Origin of the sequence: Mesorhizobium sp. M0018 (assembly GCF_040323955.1) — a bacterium.
Lineage (GTDB): Bacteria > Pseudomonadota > Alphaproteobacteria > Rhizobiales > Rhizobiaceae > Mesorhizobium.
Genome location: NZ_JAMYVL010000021.1, coordinates 16624 through 42462, shown reverse-complemented (window position 1 = coordinate 42462; position 25839 = coordinate 16624). Strand labels below are relative to the sequence as shown.

Below are 25839 nucleotides of genomic sequence, written 5' to 3'. Positions count from 1 at the left end.
TCATTGTTCCTTCTTCCTGCGGGATTTACGGCTGTCGGCGCGGACTTCCGCAAAATGGCGGGCCAGGACCTCTTGCAACCGTTCCGCGAGCGCGAGCAGGCGAGGCGGGATGTTTTCAGATACCGGGAACTTGGTCAGATCCGGCGAGGGCAACAGGATTCGCTTGGCCGGCTTTATTTCAGGTGGTCGTCTTGCCATTGGAACCGCCTCCGAAGTCAAATGTTAATGCCCAGCCGCGGTGCTTTGTTCCGTTACTGGACTATTTACTGGCCTCAGGCTCGGCCCGGTCTTAGTCTGAGGCGTGATTAGGGTCTGAGGCCCGATTTGACGGCTTTGTGTTCGCGGCTGTTACCAGGGGCTTGGCGTGGCATCCCAGAATGGCAGATTTCCCATAGTCGGCGTCGGTGCATCGGCCGGCGGCATTCCGGCGATGGAGGGCTTGTTCAAGGGAATGACCGGCGGCACCGGCATGGCGTTCGTCGTCGTCACGCACCTCAGCCCGGAGCGGGAAAGCCTGCTGCACGAGGTCATCCGACGTTACACCGAAATGCCGGTCTTGGTGGCCGAGGAGGGGGCAGCGGTCCAACCCGACCAGGTCTATGTGATGCCGCAAAACGTCGTTCTCACCATCCGTAAGGGCGCGCTTTCGCTGCGCCGGCCGAACACGTTCAGCCGCGAGCGCAAGCCGATCGATATCTTCTTCAGCGCATTGGCCGAGGACCAGGGCGAGTATGCCGTCGGCATTATCTTGTCGGGTGGCGATTCGGACGGCACGCTCGGCGCCAGGGCAATCAAGGAGCATGGCGGGCTGACCATTGCCCAGGCCTCCAACGGTTCCGGCCCGCGCAATCCAGCCATGCCGCAGAGCGCGATTTCGAGCGGCCTGATCGACATAGCGGCGCCCGCCGAGCAGATCGGTGCAAAGCTTCAGGCGTTTGTCCGCGGTTTCGACGTGCTGAACGGCCTGACCGAAGCAGACGACGAACACAAGGCCGAGATGGATCGAGCCCGCGATGAAATCTACACCATTTTGCGCAGCCATTCCGGTCACGACTTTTCCGGCTACAAGGCCAAGACGTTCCTGCGTCGCGTAAAGCGGCGCATGCAGATAACGCAGCTGCAGTCGATCACCACCTACACAGAACGGCTGAAAAGGGATCCGGACGAGGTGGCGAAGCTGTTTCGCGACCTCCTCATCAACGTCACCAGCTTTTTTCGCGACGCCGACGCGTTCAAATTGCTGGAGGACAAGATCATACCGCAGATTTTCGAAGGCAAGAACGCCTCCGATGCGGTGCGTGTGTGGGTGCCCGGCTGCGCCACCGGCGAGGAGGTGTTCTCGATCGGCATGCTGATGCGCGAGCGCATGGAGAAACTTTCGGCGCAGCCGCGCGTCCAGATATTCGCGACCGACATCGATGAGCCGGCGCTCGCGGTGGCGCGTGCGGCACGTTATCCAGAAGCGCTGCTGCACGGGCTTTCGCCCGAGCGCAGGCAACGCTTTTTCCACAGTGACGGCGAGAGCTATGTGCTCGGCAAGGAGGTGCGCGAACTGTGCATCTTTTCGCCGCACAGCATTATCCGCGACCCTCCCTTCTCGCGCATCGACATGATTTCGTGTCGCAACCTGCTGATCTATTTCGGCCCGCAGATCCAGAACCGGGTCATCCCGATCTTCCACTACGCGCTGCGCCCGGGCGGCTATCTGTTCCTCGGGACCTCGGAAACCATCGGTCAGCACGGTGACCTGTTCGCCACGGTCGACAAGAAGCAGCGGATATTCCAGGCGCGGGAACATGCCACGCCGCGGCCGCCGGTCCTGATCGGCAATGGCCGCACGGGTGCCCTTCCGGTCGGACGCGGCGGCTCGAAGAAGGATGCGACCAGCCATTCACTGCGCCAGGCGATCGAGGCTCAGGTGCTGGAGCGGTTCGCCCCGCCTCACGTTCTGGTCAATGGCGATGGCGACATCGTCTACTATTCGGCGCGGACGGGCAAATATCTGGAAGCGCCGCAAGGCGCCCCGAGCCGGCAGTTGCTGACCCAGGCCCGCCACGGGCTGAGACTGGAACTGCGCGCCGCGTTGCGGGAAGCAGCCACGACGCGCCGCACGGTCGTGCGGGAGAATATAGCGGTCGAGGAAGACGACGAACAGCTTCAGTTCATTACATTGACGGTCGAGCCATACACGGAACGCGGTAATGGCGAGCCCCTCTACCTCGTCCTGTTCAATCCGGTGGGACAGTCCCAGATCCGCTCCGAGCCGGCACACGAAAGCCGCGGCACCGACGACGCGGCCGATCTCGAGCGGGAGTTGCGCGACACACGCGAGCGGCTGCAATCGACCATCGAGGAATACGAAACCGCGCTGGAGGAAGTAAAATCTTCGAACGAGGAACTCGTCTCCGTCAATGAAGAGGCGCAGTCGACCAATGAGGAGCTTGAGGCCTCGAAGGAGGAGATGCAGTCGCTCAATGAAGAGCTAAACACCATCAACGCGGAGCTGACCGGCAAGATAGAGGAACTCGATCGCGCCAACAGCGATCTCAGAAACTTGTTCGAAAGCACGGAAATCGCCACCATCTTCCTCGACCGCAACCTTGTGGTGCGGACCTTTACTCCCGCCGCGTCGTCGTTCTTCAACTTGCGTCCGTCCGATGTCGGCCGCCCGCTGACCGATCTTTCGAGCCGACTCGACTACCCCGAGTTGAAGCGGCACATCCAGGCGGTGTTCGAGACGGGAGAGACCCTGAACCATCACCTTGCGCGCGATGACAACGGCCGGTTTCACCTGGTTCGCATCAACCCTTATCGGGACAAGAGCGGCGGCGTCCAAGGCGTGGTCGTGACCATGATCGACGTGACGACGCTGGCGCAGGCGGAAGAGCGTCAGCAGGTGCTCATCTCGGAGCTGAACCATCGCGTCAAGAACATGCTGGCGGTCGTCGCCAGCATCACCAACCGGACCCGTGAAAACTCGGCGTCGAAAGACGAGTTCGCCGACGCCTTGATCGGCCGCCTGCAGGCGATGTCACGAGCATACAGTCTGCTCTCGCGAGAAAGCTGGACCGAAGCTTCCGTCGAGGAACTGCTGCGCCAGGAACTCGATCCCTTCGGGGCCGAACGGTTCGAACTCCATGGCAAACGGGTGAGCCTCAAGCCGGTACAAGGGCTTTCCTTCGGCATGGCAATCCATGAACTGGCGACGAATGCCGCTAAATATGGCGCCCTTTCGAAACCTGCCGGGCGGATAGTCGTGAAATGGTCGGTGGCGGACGGAACCTTCAGGCTCACTTGGCGCGAGAAGGGCGGCCCCCGCATCAAGGAGCCAACCGACAGCGGCTTCGGCCTTACCCTTCTGCGCGGAGAAATCGGCTACCGGCTGGGCGGAAAGGTTGAAACAACTTTCCACTCAAATGGTTTGGAGGCGGAAATCGCATTCCCTCTGACCCGTGAGGGCTCGTCGTGACCGGAAAGATGCGTGTGCTGATCGTCGAGGACGAATGGCTGATCGCCGACGACGCGGCGGCTTACCTGCGCAAAGCCGGCCATCAGGTGGTTGGACCTGTTTCGTCGGTAACGGCGGCACTCCGGCTCGTTGGCGAAGGCGGGATCGACGCCGCGTTGCTGGATATCCAGTTGAACGACGAGACCAGTTATCCGATCGCGGAAGCGTTACGGATGCGCGGTGTTCCGTTCGCCTTCCTCTCCGGGTATGGCGAACGCGAAATTCCAGCCGGGTTCCGCGCTTGCAGGATGGTGCAGAAGCCGGCGAGCCAGAGTGCGATCCTGAATGCCGTGGATGAACTCGCGCGAGCCGGCTGAGATCGCGATTGAAAGTCGCGCCAGGTCACATCGGCGTGGTGCGTGCCTGCCGCGAACGACGAACGCCTATGGCAATATCCGCACCGGTACCGATTTGACCGCCGGAACATGAGCCCTCTCGGCTCTGTGCCACAAAGGAACCAGCGGGTTGAGCTCGGGGTAGTAACCGGCACAATTTCCCTCCGGCACCGAGTAAGGCGTGATGCGCAGTCCGTGCACGCGGCGCTCCACACCGTCCCGCGCGTTGGCTTCGAGATCGACCTCCTGTCCCGCGCTCAAACCGAGGCGCTGGATATCCTTTTCATTCATCAACAGCACCATACGTGTGCCGCTGATGCCGCGCAGCCGGTCGTTGTAGCCGTAGACGGTGGTGTTGAACTGGTCGTTGGAGCGCACCGTGATCAGTGTCAGCACATCATCGCCGGCGACATCGATGTCGGGATCGGTTTCAAGGCCACTTGGCAGCTTGAAATTGGCCTTCTTGTTCGGCGTCTCCCACACCCGCTTGCTCGCCTTGATGTCGCGATGGAAGCCGCCGGGCGTCAGGAAACGCTCGTTGAAGTCGCGGAAATGTTGGGGGTAGCAGCGCTCGATTTCGTCGCGGATGCGGGAATAATCCCCAACCCACTCATCCCATGGGATCGAACTCCTGCCCGGCACCGTGGCCTTGGCGAGTTCGGCGACGATCCTGGGCTCTGAAAGCAGATGCGGCGAAGCCGGAGGTCGCGATCCGAACGAGCCGTGGATACAGGCGGTGGAATCCTCTACCGACACCCTTTGGTCGCCGCTTGCCTGATGGTCTCTTTCCAGCCGTGACAGGCAAGGCAGCAAATAGGTTGCCCGGCCGGCGGCCAGGTGACTGCGGTTGAGCTTGGTCGCGATCTCGACATGCAGGTCGAGCCCACGCCAGGCTTTCTCGACCAGGCCGGTTTCCGGCACGGCCCGCACGAAATTGCCGCCGAGCCCGACGAAGCCCTTGACCGATCCGTCGATGACGCCTTCGCAGGTTTCGACCGTATCGAGACCTTTTTCGCGCGGCGGTTCAAAGGCGTAGAATTCGGCGAACTTGTCGAGCGGGACGAGCTCGGGTTTTTCCGATATGCCGACGGTGCGCTGCCCCTGGACATTGGAATGGCCGCGCAGCGGCGAAATGCCGGCGCCGGGTTTTCCGATATTGCCGCGCAGCATCAAAAGGTTGCACAGCATCTGGACGTTCTCGGTGCCGTGCCGATGCTGGGTCAAGCCCATGCCGTAATTGCCGATCACCGCGTTGGCATGGCTGTAGACCTCGGCGACATGCTCCAGGTCGGTCTGCGCAATGCCGGATCGCGCGACGATATCGCTCCACTGGGTTTTGCGCAGGAAGGCTTCGAATTCGGCGAAGCCATGCGTGTGTTCGGCGATGAAAGCCGTGTCGAGGACACGCGTCCTGCCGCTTTCGCGGGCGTCGTCGTCGAGCGCCAGCAACGCCTTGGCGATACCCGTCATCGCGGCGATATCGCCGCCCGAACGAACCTGGAAGTAGTCGCTGGACATTTTGGTACCCGGTCCGGGCGACAGCATGTCGAGGGGGTTTTGCGGATTCTTGAAGCGCTTCAGTCCCCGCTCGGGCAAGGGATTGAAAGTGAAGACGGGCACGTTGCGTTGACGTGCCTCCTGCAGCGGATGCAGCAGGCGCGGCGCCGTCACCCCGGTGTTGTGCCCGAAGAAGAACATCATGTCGCATTTCGCAAAGTCTTCGAGCTGCACGGTCCCGACCGGCGAACCGATCGATTCCGGCAAGCCGACCGAGGTCGATTCGTGACACATGTTGGACGAATCGGGCAGGTTCGAAGAGCCATAGATCCGCGCAAAAAGCTGGTACACGAACGAGGCCTCGAGCGAGGCCCGGCCGGACGTGTAGAACACCACCGATTTGGGATCGAGCCGCCGCAGTTCGGCAGCGATGTCGCGGAATGCATCGTCCCAGGAAACCGGCTCGTAACGGTCGGTGGCGGCATTGTAGCGCATGGGCTCGGTAAGCCTGCCCTGCTTCTCAAGATCGTGGTCCGGCCAATCGAGCAGTTCCGTCACCGAATGCTCGGCGAAGAAAGCCGGTTCGCAGCGCAGCTTGGTCTGGTCCCACATCGTCGCCTTGGCGCCGTTTTCACAGAATTCGAAAGGCCTCGGCTGGGCTGGCTTTGCCCATGAGCAAGACACGCACATATAGCCGTCGGCCTTGTTCTGCTTGAGCAGCGTGCTCCATATCCCGGACAACAGCAGGCCTTCGCCGCGCGCCTTGCGGACCAGGGATTTGAGCGATCCCCAGCCGCCTGTCGGGTGGTCGTATTTCTTGGTTTCGATGCGATCGGTTACGGCGGGTTTCATGCGAGCCACTCCCTGTAAGAAGAGCATGCATAAGAACCCGCCGTAAGGCTGAATGTTCCGGGCCGGGTCCGTACCGTCTCGCCGGAACCATTTCCGCCATCGTTTGTTCGGCCCGAAGAAAGGAGCCGCGCGAAATGGAGCGACGTAACGCGTTAATTGCGATGGTGATTTCGGCCATCATCATCGTCGGCTTTCTCATCGGCTTTTTGTACGGCGATATGGGCTGGCGAACTTCGCCGCTCAAAAGAGCCCCTGAACAGAACCAGGGTGGCAATGCTCCGGCCGATACCTCGCCTGCCGCCGGCATCAAGAAGAACCCCAAGGAAAATACCGAAATGCCAGGCCAGCAATGAGTGAGGTCAGCAATGAAGGCAGGTAATGCCACGAACTGAAACGGGGTCCTGTTTTTGCGGCGCCATAACGGCGGAGATGCGCGGCGAGCCGTTCTGGATTTGCTCCGATCACGATGACGACTGCCGCAAGGCGATAGGAAGCCCGCTAACGGTGTGGGTCGGCTATCGGCCTTCCGAATTCACATTGCTCACCGGCACGCCCAAGACCTTTTCGAAAACCCCCGGCGTGCTCCGGTCCTTCTGTGCGGATTGCGGAACATCGATCGGCTATGTCGACCAGGGCCTGCCCGACGAACTCTATCTGTCGATCGGCTTTCTCGACCACCCCGAACGGTTTCCGCCGCAGGCCCACGCATATTGGGACATGAGGCTTCCCTGGGTCGACTTTCCAGACGAGCTGCCGCGGGTGGGAAGGTATTCGAGGCGGCGCGATCCCGCTTTCGGAAATCCGGCGGACCGCTAGCCTGCTGCCCGCTTGGAGGTGGAAAACGTACCGTTCGCAGTTTCGTACGAATACGACAATTGGCGCGCGGCCGAAAACGCGCAATTATAGGCCAATGGGCCGCCGTTTGGATGACAAGCTCGATTGCAAGGCGTGCGGGACGATCCTGATGGAAATTCCCGACAACCCGAAGGATTCGACGCCGATCTATTGCAGCAATTGCGGCGCCTATCTTGGCGAATGGGGCGATCTGCAGCAGGATTTCTTCAGGCAGGCGTTCGGTGCCCAGGCCTTCGATCTGAACAACGGAAACATCATCAAGAAATAATCCTGGATCCCGCCGGCCAAGCCACCGCCTGCGGGCCCGGCTATTCGCGGCAATTGCCGTTCGGACCGGGCCATCGGGAACCTTTCTCCCGAGCCGCTTGTTTGGGTGACGGAAGGAGACACGCCATGAGCACAAAACCTCCCCCTGTGCCGCCGAAGAACCTGAGCCCAAAGGGCACCGGTGACAAAAAACCGGTAGCAGCCGACCAGGCACCGCAATCAGCCGTTCCGGATCCCGACAAGCAGGGCCAGCAAGGCAATACGAAGGTCAACACCACCCATCAAGGCAACGTCCAGGATCGCTAGGTCATGTCCACGTCGAAGAAGACTCCTGCCAGCATCCGCCAGGGCGGTCCCGGCGCCGCGCACGAAAACGCCAAGAAGCCGCTGAGCGTCGAAAAGCCGCCGGCCGACTCCGACCGTCGCAGCCACAGCAAGGTTTCCGGCGGCGGCGGCGAACACGACAGCCACCATACCCACGACCCCGAAAAGAAAGGCGACACCCGGTCCGCGCATCAGGACAAGTGAAGTCGGCCGGCGACGCGACGATCGGTGAGGTTCGAGCGAAGTGTCAGCGGGGACGGCGCGCCGAGGCAATCGGCACGACGTTGTCGACCACCGGCAAGTCGAACAGCATCGGAAGCCCCCGCGTCGCGGCCATCTCCACGATCAGTTCTTCGATGGAGTGATCGGTCAGACGCGTCTCGACGCCCAGCCGGATCATCGCCGCCAGCTTGTGCACCGGCACCGGCACGGACTTCGCCCGGTCGTCGAGCAGCTTGCTGATTTCGATCACGACGTCGGCGTCGATATTCCTGGGCAAGTCTCGCATAAGCGCCTCCCCGCCAAACGAAACGAAAAGCCCGCCGCACCTTTCGATACGGCGGGCGATCCAGTAATGCGTACCGGCGAGGGATCGGGGTGGGCGTGCCGGCGCGCGCAGATCGCAAGTAATTTTAGTTAAATCCGTCAACTTCGATGTGTCACGGAAAAACGTCTGTACGTTTTTTACCGAACCGCGCGGATCGTTAGCTGTCCCCGCCGTGGCGCGGCGCGGCAGCACGGATGGCGCGATCCATTGCCCTCCGGACAGCGAACTCAAACAGTATACATTATAAACTTAAAACATCTTGCCAGGTGATCCAGCCTATGCTCCACTTGAGCCGGGAACATGGCTGATAGGTGGATTTCTGCCGACACGTGGCTGCATTTCAAACGGCACGACTGCGAGAACACAGCCTCAAACAATATACGAAATCTTCGCATGGGAAGGCGTGGATGACGGAAACGATAGAGCTCAAACGGGTTGGCGATGGCAATCTGCGTGCCCAGGTCTATCAACAAATCCGGCTGACGATACAGCATGGCGAATTGGCGCCTGGCCAGAAGCTCGTCGATGTCGATATTGCCGCCCAGCTCGGCATTTCCAGAATGCCTGTCCGTGACGCCTTGATGCAGTTGGTGCATGAGGGCTATCTCGTCGGCACGACACGCGGCTTCACCCTGCCCACGCTTACCGCGACGGATGTCGCCGACATCTTCGAGGTCCGCCGCCTGCTTGAGCCACGGGCCGCCGCGCACGCGGCACGGACACTTGACGCCGCTGGCCTCAAGACCCTGGCAGCCGCGCTTCGGGAGGCCGAGGCTGCGGCCGCCGCCGGCGATGCCGACCGCTTTTTCCAGGCCAATTCGGCATTCAGGAATTGTTGGCTCGGCGCCGTCGAGAACGAGCGCCTTTCCCAAACGATTGCAAGGTTCGCCGACCATGTGCTCGTCGTGCGCTTAAGGACGCTGTCGCACCAGCCGACGCAGGCCGTCATCGTTGCCGGCATGCGCGCAATCTATGAGGCATTCGTCAAGCGCGACGCCGTCGCCGCTTACGACCGCATGACCCACTTCATTCAGAACGCCGAGGAGCGTTTCATGAAGCTTAGCCCACCGTTTCAAAACTCCAACGGTGAAGGTGAGGGCATGTCGCGGCAGGGGAAAGCATGATCAGGAAGCAGCACCCGCTGAAAGGGCCGAACAGGTTCAAGCTCGGCGTATTTTCAATGAACGCCGATGGCGGCCTGGCAATGACTACCGTCCCCGAGCGCTGGCGTGCCCGCTGGGAGGACAACCTCAATTCCGCCTGCATCGCCGACCGCGCCGGCCTCGAGTTTCTGCTGCCGATCGCCCGCTGGCGCGGCTTCGGCGGTTTGACGCATGTGCGGGAATGGTCGTTCGAGACTTTCACCTGGGCGGCGGGCCTTGCTGTCGCCACGGAAAACATCGGCCTGTTCATGACGGTGCATGTGCCGCTGGTTCATCCGCTGCAGGCTGCAAAAGCGCTGGCGACGGTCGACCACATCTCCAATGGGCGGGCCGGCTTGAACATTGTCTGCGGCTGGAACCCCGACGAGTTCGCGATGTTCGGGCAGACGGTCGGCGATCGAACCTACGATCAAGCGGAGGAATGGATCAACATCATCGTGCGTGCCTATCAATCGAGGGAGCCGTTCGACTTCGGCGGCGAGTTCTATGATCTGAAGGGGGTCGTCAGCCGGCCGCCAAGCCTGCAGGCGCCGCGACCGGTGACCATGAACGCCGCCTTCGGCGCGCCGGGGCGCAACTACGCAGCGCGCCACTGCGATTATCTGTTTTCGACGTTTTCCGAAATTGCCGACGGCCGTGCGCATGTGGTCGACATCACCAACCGCGCGGCCGAAGTCCGGCGCGAAGTCGGCGTCTGTACAGTTTGTCACGTCGTCTGCCGGGAGACCCAGCAGGAAGCCGAGGATTACTACCGGCACTACGCGTTGGAATGCGCGGACGAGGGTGCGGTCGACGAGCACATGCGCAAGAAGAAGGAATTCGCGAACTCGCACGATGCGAAGGCTTTCACCGAATATCGGCAAAGGTTCGCCGGTGGTGCCGGGACGTTCCCGCTCATCGGCACGCCGGAAAAGATCGTCGACGACCTCACCGAGATCATGGAACAGGGTTATTCCGGCGCCGCCCTCACATTCGTCAACTACACCTACGAATTGCCCTTCTTCTGCGACCGCGTGCTGCCGCTGATGCGCCAGGCCGGGCTTCGAGTAAATTGATGCCGGCGGCCGCCATTCCGACGCCGTGGGTGGATGGGCACGACTCCATCAATCCGCGCGCGTTCAAGCAGGCTATGCGGGCCGTGGCGGGCTCGGTCGCCATCCTCGCGTCGGAACATGACGAGATCGGTTTTTGCGGCATCACGGCGACGGCTCTCTGCTCGTTCAGCGCCGAGCCGCCGTCGCTGCTGGCTTGTGTCAACCGCGGCAGCACCTTTGCCTCGGTCATTCACGAAGGTTTGCCGTTTTCGGTCAATCTTCCCGCCGGCGACCAGGAGAACGTTGTACGTGCCTTTGGCGGCATGACCAAAGCCAAGGGCGCCGCGCGGTTCTCGTCCGGATCATGGGTGCGTGGCGAAACCGGCGCGCCCTTGCTTGTCGGCGCACGGGCAATATTCGAATGCCGGGTGGCCGAAATCATCGTGCGGGCATCGCACATGATCGTCATCGGCATCGTGTCGGGCGTTGCGCTGGACCGCGCTCATCGATCGCCGGTCTTCTACGCGCATGGGCGGTTCCTGACAGTAGGAGATGATGCCAACTAACCGCCGTTCACGCGGCGGCGCGGCGATTGCAATTTTAGATCGAACCCGATCATGGACGAACTATCAAAGGGAGTATGGCAATGCGCATTTGGAAATCCCTTGTTCTGGCTGCACTCATGTCGGGTGTGGCGGGTAGCGCCGCGGCCGAAGAGGTCGTCCTCAACGCCGTGCATTTTACGCCGACGCAGAACGGCTACGCGCAGAGCTTCCTGAAGTTCGTTCAGAAGGTGAACGAAAAGGGCAAGGGCGTGGTCCAGATCAACGTCCGTGGCGGGCCGGAGGTCATTCCGCCGATCCAGCAGGGCGCGGCGCTCAGGAGCGGCCTGATCGATGTGATCGACACACCGGCAGGGCAGTTCCTCGAACTCGTGCCCGAAGGCGAGGTTTTCTCCGCATCGACGAAGACGCCGTGGGAGGTTCGCGACAATGGCGGCTGGGACTTCATCAGCGGGATTTTCGAGAAGAAGGCCAATGCCCATCTGCTGGCGCATGTCGACGCGGGCTCGGGCTTCAACGTCTTCACCGTCGACGAACCCAAGCTCAACAGCGAAGGCAGCATCGACTGGGGCAGTCTGAAGATCCGCTCGTCGCCGCTCTACCGCGATTTCCTTGAATCCTTGGGCGCAACGGTGATCGTGCAAGCGCCGGGGGATGTCTATACCTCGCTCGAGCGCGGCGTCGTCAATGCCAACGCGTATACCGTGTTTGGCTATGCGTCGTTCGGCTGGGACAAATTCACCAAATACCGTGTCGACCCGCAGTTCTTCAAAACCGACGTGCTGATCTCGATCAACAAGGCCAAATGGGACACGCTGTCGCCCGAAGCGCAGAAGCTGCTTGCCGACACGGCCGTCGAATACGAGCGCGCGAGCTATGACGCCAACCTTGCCCAGTCCGAAAAACAGGCACAGGCGATGATCGACGGCGGGCAGAAGGTGATCAGCTTGACCGGCGCCGGCCGCGACAAATTCCTGGCGGCTGCCACGCAGGCGAGCTGGGCGAGAATGGCCAAACGCGATCCCACCAACATCGATCAGTTGAAGAAATTCTTCCAGTAGCCCGAGCCGAGGGTGCCTTGCGTGCCCTCCATCAAAGCTGGGCCAAGAGGACGAAGGTGGACATGGGGGTCGTCGGGCATGGACAGATTGTTTGCAGCGATTGGGAAGCTGAGCCTTGCGTTGGCGGCGGCGGCAAAAGTGGTGCTTGGCCTCATCATCGTCGCGGTGGTTGCTGATGTGTGCGTCCGCAATCTGGGCCTGAGGCCGCTTGCCTGGGCGGTGTCGGCGACGGAATACGGCCTGCTCTACGCGGCATTCCTGCCGATGCCCTGGCTGGTCCACAGCAAGGGCCATGTCTTCGTCGAGTTCCTGCGCCAGGCGCTGCCGGTGCGGGCACGGGTGGTGCTTGAAAAGCTGGTCTATCTCGCCTGCATCGGCGTCAGCCTCTACCTCGGCAGCGTCGCTCTGTCTTCGCTGACAAGTGCCGTTGCGGGCGGCGAATACGAAACGCGCAGCTTCGATATGCCGAAATGGCTGGTCTTTCTGCCCATCATGCTCGCCTTCTATCTCTCGGCGCTGGAATGGCTCAGATATCTGCTCGGCCGTGACACGCTGTACACGCTCGATCCGCTGGAAATGGAAGGGCTCTGACCGGTGGCCTGGCTGTTTCCATTCGCCGTGCTCGTTGGCACCATCCTGGTGTTGATGGGCCTTGGGCTGCCGGTCGCCTTCGCGTTCTTCGTCACCAATGTGATCGGGCTGTATCTGTTCTTCGGCGGCTCGATCGGCGTGACGCAGATGGTCGCCAACTTCTCCGACGCTGTCTCGACCTACGCGCTTGCCCCGCTGCCGATGTTTCTCGTCATGGGCAGCCTGTTCTTCCGCTCCGGCCTCGGCGAGAAGGTCGTCTACGCGCTCGACCTGTGCATCGGCAATCTGCGCGGACGCCTCGCCTATGTCGTGCTGGCCGCCGGCACGATCTTTTCCGCGCTGTCGGGCTCGAGCCTCGCCAATACCGGCATGATGGGCTCGCTGATGGTGCCCGAGATGCTGAAGCGGGGCTACAAGCCGCACATGGCCTACGGCCCGGTGCTTGGCGCCGGAAGCCTTGCCGTCATCATCCCGCCATCCTCGCTGGCCGTCTTGCTCGGCTCGCTGGCCCAGATCGACGTCGGCGCGCTGCTCATAGCGGGGGCTCTGCCGGGACTGCTGCTCGTTCTCATGTACGCGGCGCTGATCTTCGCGCAGACAAAGATCGATCCGGACGCCGCTCCGCACTATCCGGTGCCCGCCGTCCCCGCGGCCGAGAAGGTGAGGGCGGTCGCCGTCAACATCATTCCGATGAGCGTCATCGTGTTCATGGTGGTCGGCACGATCATCCTTGGAATAGCGACCCCGACCGAGTCGGCAGGCCTCGGCTGTGCCGCTGTCTTCGCCTTGTTGTTTGTCTACCGGCGGTTCAGCTGGTCGGTTGTCTGGAAGTCGCTGGACGATGCGATGAAGGTCACCGGCATGACCTTCCTGATCATCTCGGCTTCGACGACGTTCTCGCAGATATTCGCCTTCTCCGGCGCCTCCAACGGCTTTATCCAGTTCATCGTCGGCTACGATCTTGGACCGTATCCCATGCTGCTCATGATGGTGCTCGTCATCCTGCTGCTCGGCATGTTCATGGATCAGGTCTCGATGATGCTGATCACGCTGCCGATCTTCCTGCCGATCGCCCAGCAATTCGGCTACGAGCCGGTATGGTTCGGGCTGATCCTGCTGCTCGCCTACGAGGTCGGCTTCACCACGCCGCCGTTTGGCCTGCTGCTGTTCATCATGATCGGCGTTGCGCCGAAAGGCACATCGCTCAAGACGGTTGCCATGGCTGCGGCGCCTTACATCGCGCTGACGCTTCTGCTGATCCTGCTGATTGTCCTCTTTCCGCAGATCGCTCTCTTTCTTCCGAATTTGATCTAGTCGAACTCGATCCAGCAGGTGTCCACATGCGCTTTGCCTATCTTGCTTTCTTCCATGATGACCGCGAGGCAAATTTGGCCATCGCCGGCGAAGATGTTGACGCCGTGCGGCGTGTGATTGCATCGACGCCGGGCCTTGCGCTTGCAAACATCTATCTGCCCGAAGTGGCGGACATGTTCAACAACGATGGTCCGCCGCCGGTCTTCGGCTTCCAGCTCTATTTCGACGAACTGGCGGACATGGAGGCGGCGCTGGCGCCGTCCGGCCATCTGCAGGCGCTTGCCGCACCTGGTATGCTGTCGAGCATCGCCGGTTCGAGGCCGACGCAACAGGCAATGTGCGTGCGTCCGTTTCCCGTCGACGACGCTGGCGTCAAGACGTCCGGGCTCCCCTGCAGCTATCTTGTCCACTATCCCGGGCCGGCCGAAGACATGAATGCCTGGCTCTACCACTATGTGACGCATCATCCGCAATTGATGCGGGGCTTCCCCGGCATTCGCCACATCGAGGTTCTGTCGCGACTGGATTGGTGCGGTTCGCTGCCCTGGCCGCGGATCGACCATATGCAGCGCAATCGCGTCATGTTCGACAGTCCCGCTGCATTGACGCACGCGCTGCAATCGCCGGCGCGGCTGGAGATGCGCGCCGACTACAAGACCTTCCCGCCGTTTTCAGGCGGCAGCCGGCATTTTCCGATGTCGACGGAAGCCGTGCATCCTTCGTCAAGGGCCACATAGGCAAACAGGTTTTTGCCGACGCCGAAAATTTCTGGAGATTTCATGTACGACTTTCGCAAGAAATGTATCTCTCTCGATCGCCTCATCGGCACCTTCTGCGCCATCCCGCACCCTGTGGCGGTCGAAGTGGCCGCCGCCAGCGGGGTCGATTTCCTGTGCATCGACTGGGAGCATTCGCAGATCGGCCGCGAACGGCTCGAGGATCTGATCCGCGCCGCCGATGTCCACAAGGTTCCCGCGATGGTGCGCGTTCCCGGCCACACGCCGGAGTGGATGGCCGCCGCGCTCGACGCCGGCGCGTCGGGTGTCCTGGTACCGCGCGTCTCCACGGCCGAGCAAGCGCGCATGGCGGTCATGGCCTGCCGTTACCCGCCGGTCGGCGCCCGCGGTGTCGGCCCGGGCCGCGCCGCCGGTTATGGCTACAGCATTCCGGACTACCTCAAATCGGCCAACGATGTCCTGACGGTCGCCATCCAGGTCGAGACGGCCGAAGGGCTCGCCAACATCGACGACATCGTCCAGGTCGACGGCGTCGACGTGATCTTCATCGGTCCCGGCGACCTGTCGGTTTCGATCGACGCCATGGGGCCGGCCGGCCAGGAAAAGCTCAATGCAGCGATTATGAGGATCGCGGCCGCGGCGCGCACGGCCCGCAAGGCCGTGGGCATCTTTCGCCCTTCGGCGGATGATGTCAGCAAATGGTCGCGGCACGGCATCAGCTTCTACATGCTGGCCAGCGACACGATGTTTCTCGGGGCCGGCCTTGCCGCGGGCGTCGCCTCGGCGCGCAGCGCCTCATAGCAAGAGTTTGCCATGAAGATCATCAAGACCGACGGTGTGCTGTCAGTCGAGGAGGAGCAGCTGCGCTACCTCGACGGCTTGAACGCCGAGTTTGTCGAAAAGACGCTGCTCACGGAAGATGCCCTGATCGAACACTGCCGCGACGCCGACGCATTGATGGTATTGCGAGAGCCGATCACGGCTCGCGTTTTGGCGGAACTGAAGGGGCTCAAGGTCATCGGACGGTTCGGCGTAGGGCTCGATTCGATCGACGTCGAGGCCGCCAGCCGTGCCGGTGTTCAGGTAACCTACGTGCCGGACGCCAATCTGGTTGAAGTCAGCACCCACGCCATGGCCCTGATCCTGGCCTTGACGCGCAGGCTGAAGCAGTTCGACAGCGCGGTGCGCGCCGGCCGCTGGGCTGCAATGACCGACGGCGCCGGCATCACACGGCCCGACAGGCAGATCCTCGGCCTGATCGGCTTCGGCCAGATCGGGCGGCTGACTGCCGAGCGGGCGCGGGTCTTCGGCTACCACATCATCGCCTACGATCCGCATATGCCGGCCGAGCGAATCGCGGCCGGTGATGCCGAACCGGTCGGCTTCGACGAGTTGCTGGCCAGGGCCGACATCGTCTCGCTGCACGTTCCAGCGACACCGGAGACCAGAAACATCATGTCGGCGCAAGCCCTGTCGCGGATGAAGGAAGGGGCGATACTCATCAACGTGGCCCGCGGCGGCCTGGTCGACGAGGTCGCATTGGCGGACGCGATCCGGCGCGGCCATCTGGCAGGCGCCGGCATCGACACGTTCGAGCGGGAGCCGCCTTCGCCCGATAATCCGCTGCTGGCGCTGGACACCGTCCTGGTCAGTCCACACGCGGCGCACTACTCGACCCAGTCTTACGCGGAGGTTCGCAACAAGGTGTTTGCCGATGTCGCATCGGTCCTGCGCGGCGGCAAGCCTGTATATCCGGTCAACCGGATATGACCAATTCCCGATGTCGGCACCACCTCTATCCGCCTGCTCCGCGGAACCCAAGTCCTGCAAGTCGGGGTTCGCAGGGCGATAAGGGGCAGCGCAACCTGTCGCGATTTATCCGGTTTGCCACATTTTGTTCTTGCTTTGTGCCGGCAGCTATGCTACTAATTTGCGTATGGTGATGATTCACCGAGGACCCGCCGCAAGGCGGTTTTTTTGTCTTTAGGTTTCAGCGTCATCTGTCGAGGCTCTGCTCGGCTTGTCGCGACGCTCGACGATGTAGATGTGATCGGCGACCAGCACCACGTCGCCATGCTGGTTGATCACCTCGCAGCGCTCGACGACCCGGCCTGAATCGGGTCGCTTCGGGTCGTCTTCCCTAGCCGAGATGGTGGTGCGGGTCCTGATCGTATCGCCGATGAACACCGGCTTGATGAAGCGCAGCCGGTCGTAGCCATAGGAGAAGGCAACCGGGTTGACGACGCTGGCCGTCAGCCCGACGCCGACCGAAAACACCAGCGTGCCGTGGGCGATGCGCTGCCCGAACGGCATCGTCTTCATGAACTCGGCGTCCATGTGGTGGGGAAAGAAATCACCGGTATGGCCGGCATGGACGACGAAGTCGGTCTCGGTGATGGTGCGCCCGCTGGTCATGCGCGACGACCCGATCCGGTAGTCCTCGAAATAGACTGTCTGCTCCATGTCAGGGCCTCGCCGCTATCGGTGTTGCCGGCGCCGCGCTCGATCGGTAGGCGGCTTCGACCAGCGCCATGGTGTTCCAGCCGTCCTCGACGGAACTGACAAGCTCGGCGTCCTCGCCCGACGCGTAGCGCTGGACATTGGCCATGCGGCCGGCAAAGGCGTCCGGAAACCATGCGCCGACGAGTGGAACCGCAATCCAGTCCGTGCCGCCTTTGGGGTAGATTTCGAGAATGTCCGGCTCGCCGCGCGGATAGTCGAGGTTGACGCCCAGTTTGAGGTAAGCGGCGCCTTCGGTGCCGCAGATGCGGAATTCGCAGGCCTGGTGTTTTCGACCGAATTTGTGATCGTGGTTGATCGACAGTGCACAGCGCACCGTGTCGCCATAGTCGAGAATCGCGCTGGTGCGCGTTTGCGCAACCTTGTGGCCGGGATGGCCGAGCGTCTTGGCGTGAACCCCCTTGGGGTCGCCGAGCAATTGCCGGATCAGGTCGAGATAATGGATGGAATGCATGGCGATCTCGACGCGCGGCGCCTGCAACAGGAATTCCCAGAGATGCCAGGGTGTCGCCAGCGCCAGCCATGCATCGAAATCGACCACTTCGCCCAGCCAGCCCTTGGCGATCGCATCCTTGAGCGCCAGCATCATCGGCGCGAAGCGCAGCTGGAAATTCACCGCCGCCTTCAGGTCTTTGGAGCGGCAGATTTCGAGGATCTCGGTCGCCTCGGCGAGATTGCTGCCCATCGGCTTCTGGATCAGCGCCACCGCACCATCGGACAGCGCCCTGAGCACCCCGGCGTGGTGAGCCGGCGGCGTCGCCAGATCGAAGACGGCGTCCTTGATTGACGCAGCTTCCTCGACCGACCGGTAAGCGGTGACGCCCCATTTCGAGGCGAGTTTTTCCGCCTTGGCCAGGTCGGGGTCGAACAGCCCGGCAACCGGGAAGCCGGCTTTCCCATAGGCCGGGAAATGCGCATCGCCGACGATCGAGCCGGCGCCGAAAATCACGATCGGCCGGGGCTTTGACGGCTGTGCCCAGGCCTGGGAAAGCGAGGCAGGATCGAAAATGTCATCAGTCATAATGGAAGACTTCGTCCATCGACGCCCACCACTCGCCCTCCTTGCGGGTCGGCAGCGGCTCCTGGCATGGCATGCAGAGCGCCCACCATTCCTGCGTCGTGGGATCGGCAGCCATCTTCGCCATGTCGGCGGCATAGTCGGTGCCGTGGTACTCCAAGGTGCTGAACAAAAGGTGCTCCGGCTCCCTCAGATAAATCGAATAATTCTTGATGTTGCAGGCGGAAATCATCTTGAGGACGTCCGGCCAGACGGCGGCGTGAAGCCGCACATACTCGGCGACTTTCTCCGGCTTGAGGCCGAGCACCATTCCCATTCGCTGCATGTCCGCCTCCTATTTTTTTATCGCCATGGTGAATTCCGCGATGCTCTTCGCCTTGATCGCATCCCAGTCCCAGTCGATGCCGATGCCGGGTTCGTCCGGTGCCAATGCGTGCCCGTCCTCGATACGCATTTTCTTGCCGGTCAGCTCGTCGAGCTGGGGAATATACTCGACATATCTGCCGTTCTGAACGGCGCATGTCAGGCTGACATGCAGTTCCATCAGGAAATGCGGGCAGACCGGTATGTCGAACGCCTCGGCTGCATGCGCCACCTTCAGCCACGGCGTGATGCCGCCGATGCGGCCGACATCGACCTGCACGATCGAGCACGCGCCCTTCTGCATATATTCGCGGAAATGCCGGATCGAGTAGAGCGACTCGCCGACGGCGACCGGCGTCGACGTCGCATTCGACAGGCGGATATGGCCGTCTATGTCGTCGGCCGGCAGCGGTTCCTCGATCCAGGCGAGGTCGAGTTCACGCAGGCGCTCGGCCCGGCGGATCGCCTCGTCGACAGAAAAGCCCTGGTTGCAGTCGGTCATGATTTCGTAGGAGTCTCCAACCGCCCGGCGGACCGCCGTCAGCCGGGCAAGATCCTCGGAGCCGTGCGGCTTGCCGATCTTGACCTTCGAGCCGCGAAACCCCTTGCCCTTGGCGGCCAGCGCATCCTCGACCAGTGCCTCGGTTTCGATATGCAGCCAACCGCCTTCGGTCGTGTAGAGCGGGCAGCGGTCCTTGGCGCCGCCGGCCAGCTTCCACAGCGGCAGCCTCTTTTTCTTGGCCCGCAGGTCCCAAAGGGCAGTGTCGATGGCCGCCAGCGCGATTGCCGTGATCGCGCCGATCGTCGTGGCATGGCTGGCGAACTCCAGCTCGTGCCAGATCGCCTCGATCATGTCGGCGTCGCGGCCGATCAGCCGCGGCGCAAGGTGGTCGGCCAGCAGCCGCATCACCGAGGAGCCGCCCGTGCCGATCGTATAGCTGTAGCCGGTGCCGACCGCGCCGTCGGCGTCGGTGATGGTGACGATCGGTGTTTCCTGGCTGACAAAACTCTGGATGGCATCGGTGCGCTTGACCTTCGGCACCAGGTCGACCATCCGCAGTTCGATTTTCTCGATCTTTGCCATGGTTTTAACCTCGCAATGTCTTGCCCGTTTCAGCAGAAAACAGATGGGCCTGCGACAGGTCCAGGCTCATCTTGACCCGGTCGCCGGCTTTCAGCGGCTTTGGATTGAGCATCCGCGATACCCAGTCGCTGCCGTTGAATTCGGCGAACACCAGCGTCTCGTTGCCGAGCGGCTCGGTGACGGTCACCGGCAACTCCAGCTGGTGGACGTCGACGTCTTCGCCGGAGCTGATGCCATGCCCGGTCGGATAAATGTCGTCGGGCCTGAGGCCGAACACGACTTTGTCGCCGGCCTCGATATTGGCCTTGAACTGGCTGGGCAAAGGCAGCCTCTCGCCGCGGGCGAACAGCAACTGTCCGTCGTCGACAACCGCCTCATGCAGATTCATCGGCGGCGAGCCGATGAAGCCCGCGACGAAGCGTGTCTGGGGCCGGCGGAAGACCTCGTCGGGTGTGCCGACCTGCTCGATGAAACCGTCACGCATGATGACGATACGGTCCGCCAATGTCATCGCTTCGACCTGGTCATGGGTGACGTAGATCACCGTCGACTTGACCTTGGCATGCAGTTTCTTGATCTCGGTGCGCATCTGCGTCCGAAGCTTGGCGTCGAGATTTGAAAGCGGCTCGTCGAACAGGAAGACGTCGGGATCGCGCACGATGGCGCGGCCCATGGCGACGCGCTGGCGCTGTCCGCCGGACAGCTGCGACGGCCGGCGGTCGAGCAATTGGTCGAGGCCGAGAATGCCGGACGCTTCGGCGACGCGACGGTCCATTTCTTCTTTCGCGGCGCCCGCTATCTTGAGCGAGAAGCCGAGGTTTTCGCGCACCGTCATATGCGGGTAGAGCGCGTAGGACTGGAACACCATCGAGATGTTGCGCGAGCGCGGCGGCAGGTCGTTGACCATGCGGCCGCCGATCTCGATGATCCCGTCGCTGATCGCCTCGAGGCCGGCGATCATGCGCAGGGTTGTCGACTTGCCGCAGCCGGACGGCCCGACCAGCGCGATGAATTCGCGGTCGGCGACCTCGAGATCGATGCCGTGCACCACCGCCACCGGGCCGTAGCTTTTGGTGAGGTTCTTGAGCGATACGGTTGCCATGTCAGCCTTTCACCGCGCCGGAAGTGAGGCCGCCGACGAGGTGTTTCTGGACGATGAAGGTAAGCGTGAGCGCCGGTATGACCATGACCACGGCGAGCGCGCACATGCCGCGCCAGTCGATGGTGAATTCGGCCGTATAGTCGAGCAGGCCGACCGGCAGGGTCTTGGAGTTGATCGAGCGCGTCAGCTGCGAGGCGAGCGCGAACTCGTTCCAGGAGGTGAGGAAGGCAAAGATGCCGGCCGAGGCGATGCCGGGCCCGGCCAACGGAAACTCGACCTGCCAGAAGGCCTGCCAGCGCGTGCAGCCGTCGATCTGCGCGGCTTCGGCGAGGTCTTTCGGTACCTGGCGGAAAAAGCCGTCGATCAGCCAGACGGTGAACGGCACGTTGAGCGCGACATAGACCAGGATCAGCCCGAAATGCGTGTCGATGATGCCGAGCCGCGCAAAGACGAAGAACAGCGGCAGCGACAGCGCGATGCCGGGCACCGTGCGCGTCAGCATCAGGCCGAGGAACATCGCCGACTTGGCGCGAAAGCGGTAGCGCGCAAAGGCGTAGCCGCCGGCCATGCCGATGACGATGGCGATCACCGTCGAGGTCACCGAGATGATCAGCGAATTGCGGAAGTAGTCGAGCACCGGAATGCCGCCCTGGCCGACGCCGCTGAACATGGCGATGTAGGCGTCGAGCGAGAGTTGCTGCGGGATCCACACCGGCGGCTTGGCCATGATTTCGACGGTCGGCCGCAGCGACGACAGCACGATCCAGATGCCGGGCAGGCAGATGACCAGCATGGCCAGGAACAGTCCGATGCCGTGAACGATGCCGAGCGCTTTGTTGCCGACGCGATGCAGGCTGTTCTGGTCCATCCTCACCACTCCGCCGCGATCTGCGTGCGCGCCGCGGCGAGCTTGCGGTAGAAATAGACGGTGAACAGGATCGACAGCAGGATCGAGAAATAGGCCATGGCATTGGCCAGGCCCATCCTGGCGTCGCCATAGGCGGTGCGGGCGACCAGTGTCCAGACCAGTTCAGTGCGGCCGGCGGGGCCGCCGTCGGTCATGATCTTGACGATGTCGTAGGCGCGCGCGACGTCGAGTGAGCGGATGGTCATGGCAATGAAAGCAAACGGCATGATGAACGGCCAGGTGACATAGCGGAATGTCTGCCACGGCGTGCAGCCGTCGACGCGGGCCGCCTCGACCGGTTCGCGCGGCATCGCCAGCAGCCCGGCCAGGATCAGGATCGCGAACACCGAAGTCGACGACCAGATCTCGGCGGTCAGGATGGCAATGAAGGCGAGATTGCCGTCGATCAGCCACGGGATGGCGCGGTCAGTCAGGCCGAGCCCCTGCAGGGCGTTGTTCACCAGGCCGATATTGTCGTTGAACATGAATTTGAACTGGAAGCCGACGAGGATCGGCGAAAACATCATCGGAAACATCATGATGGTGCGCAGGATCCGCTGGCCGCGCGATGCCTTCTCCACCAGCAGGGCCAGCCCGAGCCCGATCAGCATTTCCAGGTTGAGCGCCACCGTCAGCAGCACCACGGTGCGCGCAAAGGCGACCCAGAAAGCGCGGCTGGTCAGGATGGCGACGTAGTTGCGCGCGCCGATGAAGACCCAGAACGTCTCCGGCCTGGTCAGCCGGAACGGCGTGAAGCTGGAATAGAGCGAAAGCAGCAGCGGCACCACCACCACCGCCGCCAGAACGATCACCGCCGGCAGCAGGAGCAGCAATGGCGGCGAAGGTCTCCAGCCTTTCATGGCGATCCGGTTCTGGTTGGTGCCCGGACACCGAAGGCCGCCATCGGCCAGCCGGGATCAAGACAAAGCGTGTTGCGCATGGTTCGCAAAAAGTTCGGGGACGCCGCTCTTCGATGAGCGGCGCCCCCTTGGGAGAATGGTCAAAGCTTGCCGGCGTCCTCGAGGATTTGGGTGGCCTTGGCGGCAGCGTCGTCCAGCGCCTGCTTGGAGGTCTTGTCGCCCAGGATGGCGGCCTGCAATTCGGGATAGACGGCGTTGGAGATTTCGATCCATTCAGGTGTCTGCGGCACGGCAAAAGCGTGCTTTGCCTCTTCCTGGAAAGCCGCCAGCACTTCCTTCTTGTAAGGATCGCTGGCCGCCTGCTGGATGTCCCAGTCCCACACCGCCGTGCGGGTCGGCAGTGGGCCGCTTGCCGCCTCGAGCTTCTGGCTGTCCTCATTGGTCAGGAACCAGACCAGCGACGCCGCGGCTTCCTTGCTGGCGCAGTTTTCGGTGACCGAAAATCCGTGGTGCCCCGACCAGCCGGTGCGAATGCCGGCCGATCCCTTCGGCGCCACCTTCACGCCGACATTGCCGGCGACCTTCGATGACTTCGGATCGTTGAAGAAGCCTGCCCAGCCCGGCCAGTCGAGGTTGATGGCGACGGTGCCGGAGGCAAAGCCCTGGCCGAGATCGTCCCACAGATAGTTGGTGGTGCCGGCCGGCACCGCCTTGGCCTTGTAGAGATTGACGAACCAGTCGAGCGCGTGCACGCCGGCTTCCGAGTTGAAGGCCGGCTTGCCGTCCTTGTCGAGGTATTCGCCGCCGTCGGCGATGAGCATCTCGTAAAAGCGTCCGTTGATCGCCTCTTCCTTGCCGGCGAACTGGGTGCCGTAGAAATCGGGCGGGCTGGCGAAGAATTCCGCCTGCTGGGCGACCTCGTCCCAGGTGTCGGGCGGTGTCAGCTCCTTGCCGTATTTGGCCTTGTAGGCGGCCTTCTTGGCTTCGTCCTGGTAGAGACTCTTCTGGTAATAGAGCGCCGAGACGTCGAACTGCGCGCGAGGCAGCATCACCAGCTTGTCGTCGAGCGTCGAGGCCTTGATCGTCGACGGCACGAAGGCGTCGATCTCCTCCTTCGGCAGCAGCTTGTTGAGATCGGTGTAGATATCAGGATATTGCGGCGCGAAGGACGAGTGGTTCGACCCAACGCACCAGTTGATGCTGCCGGAGGCGATGTCCGACTTGATTTCCTTGTCGAGCTCGAAGTGGTTTTTCTTCGAGATCACGTTGACCTTGGCGCCGGTCAGTTTTTCCCATTCGCCGATGCGCGCGTACAGCCCTTCATATTGCTGGCCGCCGATCAGCTTGGCGTCGATGGTGACGCCGTCGAATTTGCCGGGCAGGTCGGCAGCAAGGGCACTCGCACCCAGTGCGAGCAGCGTTACGCCGGCCGACAGGCCGCAAAACAGTTTCGTCATCGGTATCCTCCCAAGAGTCCGCGTCGATCCATAGCGAGGGCGGATCGGCAGCTTCATTCATATACAAACAAAACATTTACAGGATCGTCAAGCCGAAAGTTCTTTCGGAAACAATACCGTTATGCGTATATGAAAAGTGCAATTCACTCGAGAAGCCCAATGGCAGAGGACGAGGAAGATGACCGCTATCGAGCCCCGGCGCTGGACAAGGGGCTCGACATCCTCGAGTTGCTGGCCGGTGTCGATGGCGGCCTGACGCAGGCGGAAATCGCCAAGAAGCTCGACCGCAGTCCGAACGAGTTCTACCGCATGCTGGACCGGCTGGTGCGGCGCGGCTACGTCACGCGGCCGGATGGCGACCGTTATTCGCTGACGCTCAAGCTGTTTGGCCTGGCGCAGCTGCACGCGCCGGTGCGCCGGCTGGTTTCCTACGCGACGCCGCTGATGCGCGAGCTGGCAGAAACCTCGCAGCAGGCAAACCAGCTCGTCGTTTTCGATCGCGGCTCCGCCGTGGTGATTGCCCAGCAGGAGGCGCCGGATTACTGGGGCATCTCGATCCGCGTCGGCTCGCATATCAGCCTGTTCGACACCGGCTCCGGCCATGTGCTGCTGGCGTTCCGCCAGCCGGAAGAGCGGCAGATCATGATCTCAGAACATCTGCGCAGCACCGACAAGCCACCGCAATCGCCGGAGTTCTTTGCCCGCCTCGACCAGATCCGGGAACGCGGCTACGAGATGATGGCATCGATGCAGACCGCCGGTGTCTTCAACCTGTCGACACCGGTTCTCGGCTCGGACGGCAGGGCGATCGCCGCGCTGTCGATCCCCTACATAACCCTGGTCAACGCACCCAAGGCGCCCGACATTACGAGGACGATTGAGCTGCTGCTGGCAGCGACCGAAAAGCTGTCGCAACTGGCGGGATCGACCGTCAAGCAATCGAGATGAATTCTTATTTGAATGAAGAATTTCTCCGTGAGATGATCTCGAAGTCGCCAAGGAGGAGCGCGCCACCATGATCTTCGACACCCATCTGCACCTGATCGACCAGTCCGCGCTGCGCTATCCCTGGCTGGCCGGCGTGCCGGCACTCAACCGCGATTTCTCCTACGACGAATATGCAGTCCAGGCCCGCCGCGCCGGCATCGAGGGCGCATTGCATATGGAGGTCGATGTCGATCCTGCCGACATCGAGGCTGAAACCAGCCGTGTCAAAGCGCTGTCGCGGGAAAAGGCCAGCTTGCTGCGGGGGGCAATTGCCTCCTGCCGCCCCGAGGAGCCTGGCTTTGCCGCCTATCTCGAGCGCCAGCGCGCCGATCCTTTCGTCAAAGGCTTTCGCCGCGTGCTGCACGTCATGCCGGACGAGCTTTCGGAGGGCGCGCTGTTTCGTGAAAACATCAGGCGGCTTGCCGGCAGCGGCCTGACCTTCGACCTTGTCGTTCTGCCGCACCAGATCCCCAAGGCGATTGCACTCGCCGACCTCGCGCCAGATGTGCAGTTCGTGCTCGACCATTGTGGCGTGCCCGACATCAAGGGTGGTGCCGAGCACCCCTGGCGCGAGCACATGGCGGAGATCGCGCGGCGCCCGAACGTCGTCGGCAAAATTTCCGGTGTGGTCGCCTATGCGGATGCCGGATCCTGGACTGTCGAAACGCTGCGTTCCTATGTCGAGCACACCATCGAATGCTTCGGCTGGGACCGCGTTGTGTGGGGCAGCGACTGGCCGGTCTGCACGCTTGGCGGCGGGCTTGCGACCTGGGTGGCGGCAACGCACGCGCTGCTCGCCGGTGCAAGCATCGATGAGCGGCAAAAGCTGCTCTCCGGCAACGCCAAGCGGCTGTGGCGTTTGTAGAGCATTTTGCAGCCAAGTGACGGATCAC

The 25839-nt window shown here is 62.2% G+C and carries 29 protein-coding genes; 18 read left to right on the top strand and 11 right to left on the bottom strand.

The window, feature by feature from the left end; genetic code table 11:
• On the bottom strand, positions 1–198 hold the full coding sequence (locus NKJ81_RS24840) for a hypothetical protein (protein ID WP_352472888.1): 198 nt from the start codon (positions 196–198) through the stop codon (positions 1–3).
• 166 nt (positions 199–364) lie between these two features.
• Between NKJ81_RS24840 and NKJ81_RS24835 the strand changes: the two genes are divergently transcribed.
• The gene (locus tag NKJ81_RS24835) at positions 365–3469 is read left to right on the top strand and encodes a CheR family methyltransferase (RefSeq protein ID WP_352472889.1); all 3105 of its coding nucleotides are present in this window, start codon (positions 365–367) and stop codon (positions 3467–3469) included.
• Between the two features lie 8 nt (positions 3470–3477).
• Positions 3478–3825, top strand: coding sequence for a response regulator (locus tag NKJ81_RS24830; protein WP_352472890.1), 348 nt, complete (start codon positions 3478–3480; stop codon positions 3823–3825).
• Positions 3826–3891: 66 nt separating this feature from the next.
• Here NKJ81_RS24830 and NKJ81_RS24825 read toward each other — a convergent pair whose 3' ends face one another.
• The gene (locus NKJ81_RS24825) at positions 3892–6192 is read right to left on the bottom strand and encodes an FdhF/YdeP family oxidoreductase (protein WP_352472891.1); all 2301 of its coding nucleotides are present in this window, start codon (positions 6190–6192) and stop codon (positions 3892–3894) included.
• A gap of 134 nt (positions 6193–6326) precedes the next feature.
• Between NKJ81_RS24825 and NKJ81_RS24820 the strand changes: the two genes are divergently transcribed.
• The 5 genes from NKJ81_RS24820 to NKJ81_RS24800 all read left to right on the top strand — a co-directional run bounded on the left by NKJ81_RS24820 (position 6327) and on the right by NKJ81_RS24800 (position 7842).
• Positions 6327–6545, top strand: coding sequence for a hypothetical protein (locus NKJ81_RS24820; RefSeq protein WP_352472892.1), 219 nt, complete (start codon positions 6327–6329; stop codon positions 6543–6545).
• 25 nt (positions 6546–6570) lie between these two features.
• Positions 6571–7008, top strand: coding sequence for a GFA family protein (locus tag NKJ81_RS24815; protein ID WP_352472893.1), 438 nt, complete (start codon positions 6571–6573; stop codon positions 7006–7008).
• Positions 7009–7156: 148 nt separating this feature from the next.
• Positions 7157–7315: a hypothetical protein gene (locus NKJ81_RS24810; RefSeq protein WP_352542036.1), complete on the top strand. Its 159-nt coding sequence runs from the start codon at positions 7157–7159 to the stop codon at positions 7313–7315.
• A gap of 125 nt (positions 7316–7440) precedes the next feature.
• On the top strand, positions 7441–7620 hold the full coding sequence (locus NKJ81_RS24805; protein WP_352472894.1) for a hypothetical protein: 180 nt from the start codon (positions 7441–7443) through the stop codon (positions 7618–7620).
• 3 nt (positions 7621–7623) lie between these two features.
• On the top strand, positions 7624–7842 hold the full coding sequence (locus tag NKJ81_RS24800) for a hypothetical protein (protein ID WP_352542035.1): 219 nt from the start codon (positions 7624–7626) through the stop codon (positions 7840–7842).
• Positions 7843–7885: 43 nt separating this feature from the next.
• On the opposite strand, the gene NKJ81_RS24795 is transcribed toward NKJ81_RS24800, so the two are convergent.
• Positions 7886–8377, bottom strand: coding sequence for a hypothetical protein (locus tag NKJ81_RS24795; RefSeq protein ID WP_352472896.1), 492 nt, complete (start codon positions 8375–8377; stop codon positions 7886–7888).
• Between the two features lie 215 nt (positions 8378–8592).
• On the opposite strand from NKJ81_RS24795, the gene NKJ81_RS24790 reads away from it, so the two are divergent.
• The 9 genes from NKJ81_RS24790 (at position 8593) to NKJ81_RS24750 (ending at position 16418) form a co-directional block, all read left to right on the top strand.
• Complete coding sequence (locus tag NKJ81_RS24790; RefSeq protein WP_352472897.1) at positions 8593–9309, top strand: GntR family transcriptional regulator; 717 nt, start codon at positions 8593–8595, stop codon at positions 9307–9309.
• Positions 9309–10403: an LLM class flavin-dependent oxidoreductase gene (locus tag NKJ81_RS24785; protein ID WP_352542050.1), complete on the top strand. Its 1095-nt coding sequence runs from the start codon at positions 9309–9311 to the stop codon at positions 10401–10403. The genes NKJ81_RS24790 and NKJ81_RS24785 overlap by 1 nt, the downstream gene beginning before the upstream one ends.
• On the top strand, positions 10403–10948 hold the full coding sequence (locus tag NKJ81_RS24780; protein WP_352472898.1) for a flavin reductase family protein: 546 nt from the start codon (positions 10403–10405) through the stop codon (positions 10946–10948). The genes NKJ81_RS24785 and NKJ81_RS24780 overlap by 1 nt, the downstream gene beginning before the upstream one ends.
• Positions 10949–11028: 80 nt before the next feature.
• The gene (gene dctP, locus NKJ81_RS24775; protein ID WP_352472899.1) at positions 11029–12006 is read left to right on the top strand and encodes a TRAP transporter substrate-binding protein DctP; all 978 of its coding nucleotides are present in this window, start codon (positions 11029–11031) and stop codon (positions 12004–12006) included.
• Between the two features lie 78 nt (positions 12007–12084).
• Positions 12085–12597 (top strand): TRAP transporter small permease, encoded by a 513-nt coding sequence (locus NKJ81_RS24770; protein WP_352472900.1) that lies wholly within the window; start codon positions 12085–12087, stop codon positions 12595–12597.
• Between the two features lie 3 nt (positions 12598–12600).
• Entirely contained in the window at positions 12601–13911 is a 1311-nt protein-coding gene (locus NKJ81_RS24765) for a TRAP transporter large permease (protein ID WP_352472901.1), read from the top strand.
• A 26-nt stretch (positions 13912–13937) separates the two neighbouring features.
• A complete protein-coding gene (locus tag NKJ81_RS24760; protein WP_352472902.1) occupies positions 13938–14648 on the top strand; it encodes a hypothetical protein in 711 nt (236 codons plus the stop codon).
• 42 nt (positions 14649–14690) lie between these two features.
• Positions 14691–15449 (top strand): HpcH/HpaI aldolase family protein, encoded by a 759-nt coding sequence (locus tag NKJ81_RS24755; protein WP_352472903.1) that lies wholly within the window; start codon positions 14691–14693, stop codon positions 15447–15449.
• Positions 15450–15461: 12 nt separating this feature from the next.
• Positions 15462–16418, top strand: coding sequence for a C-terminal binding protein (locus tag NKJ81_RS24750; protein ID WP_352542034.1), 957 nt, complete (start codon positions 15462–15464; stop codon positions 16416–16418).
• 213 nt (positions 16419–16631) lie between these two features.
• Here the strand turns inward: NKJ81_RS24750 and NKJ81_RS24745 are convergent, their stop codons facing one another.
• The 8 genes from NKJ81_RS24745 to NKJ81_RS24710 form a co-directional block, all read right to left on the bottom strand.
• Positions 16632–17111, bottom strand: a complete 480-nt coding sequence (locus NKJ81_RS24745; RefSeq protein ID WP_352472905.1) for a MaoC/PaaZ C-terminal domain-containing protein — start codon at positions 17109–17111, stop codon at positions 16632–16634.
• 1 nt (position 17112) lies between these two features.
• A complete protein-coding gene (locus NKJ81_RS24740; RefSeq protein WP_352472906.1) occupies positions 17113–18189 on the bottom strand; it encodes a Gfo/Idh/MocA family protein in 1077 nt (358 codons plus the stop codon).
• Positions 18182–18511: an L-rhamnose mutarotase gene (locus NKJ81_RS24735; RefSeq protein ID WP_352472907.1), complete on the bottom strand. Its 330-nt coding sequence runs from the start codon at positions 18509–18511 to the stop codon at positions 18182–18184. The genes NKJ81_RS24740 and NKJ81_RS24735 overlap by 8 nt, the downstream gene beginning before the upstream one ends.
• Before the next feature lie 9 nt (positions 18512–18520).
• Positions 18521–19633, bottom strand: a complete 1113-nt coding sequence (locus NKJ81_RS24730; protein WP_352472908.1) for a mandelate racemase/muconate lactonizing enzyme family protein — start codon at positions 19631–19633, stop codon at positions 18521–18523.
• Between the two features lie 4 nt (positions 19634–19637).
• Positions 19638–20735, bottom strand: coding sequence for an ABC transporter ATP-binding protein (locus NKJ81_RS24725; RefSeq protein WP_352542033.1), 1098 nt, complete (start codon positions 20733–20735; stop codon positions 19638–19640).
• A 1-nt stretch (position 20736) separates the two neighbouring features.
• Positions 20737–21603: a carbohydrate ABC transporter permease gene (locus NKJ81_RS24720; RefSeq protein ID WP_352451567.1), complete on the bottom strand. Its 867-nt coding sequence runs from the start codon at positions 21601–21603 to the stop codon at positions 20737–20739.
• A 2-nt stretch (positions 21604–21605) separates the two neighbouring features.
• On the bottom strand, positions 21606–22502 hold the full coding sequence (locus NKJ81_RS24715) for a carbohydrate ABC transporter permease (RefSeq protein ID WP_352472911.1): 897 nt from the start codon (positions 22500–22502) through the stop codon (positions 21606–21608).
• Between the two features lie 140 nt (positions 22503–22642).
• On the bottom strand, positions 22643–23959 hold the full coding sequence (locus NKJ81_RS24710) for a type 2 periplasmic-binding domain-containing protein (RefSeq protein ID WP_352472912.1): 1317 nt from the start codon (positions 23957–23959) through the stop codon (positions 22643–22645).
• Positions 23960–24118: 159 nt separating this feature from the next.
• Here NKJ81_RS24710 and NKJ81_RS24705 point away from each other — a divergent pair, with 159 nt between their 5' ends.
• Complete coding sequence (locus NKJ81_RS24705) at positions 24119–24907, top strand: IclR family transcriptional regulator (RefSeq protein ID WP_352542032.1); 789 nt, start codon at positions 24119–24121, stop codon at positions 24905–24907.
• Positions 24908–24974: 67 nt separating this feature from the next.
• The gene (locus tag NKJ81_RS24700) at positions 24975–25811 is read left to right on the top strand and encodes an amidohydrolase family protein (protein WP_352472914.1); all 837 of its coding nucleotides are present in this window, start codon (positions 24975–24977) and stop codon (positions 25809–25811) included.
• The last annotated feature ends 28 nt before the right edge of the window (positions 25812–25839 follow it).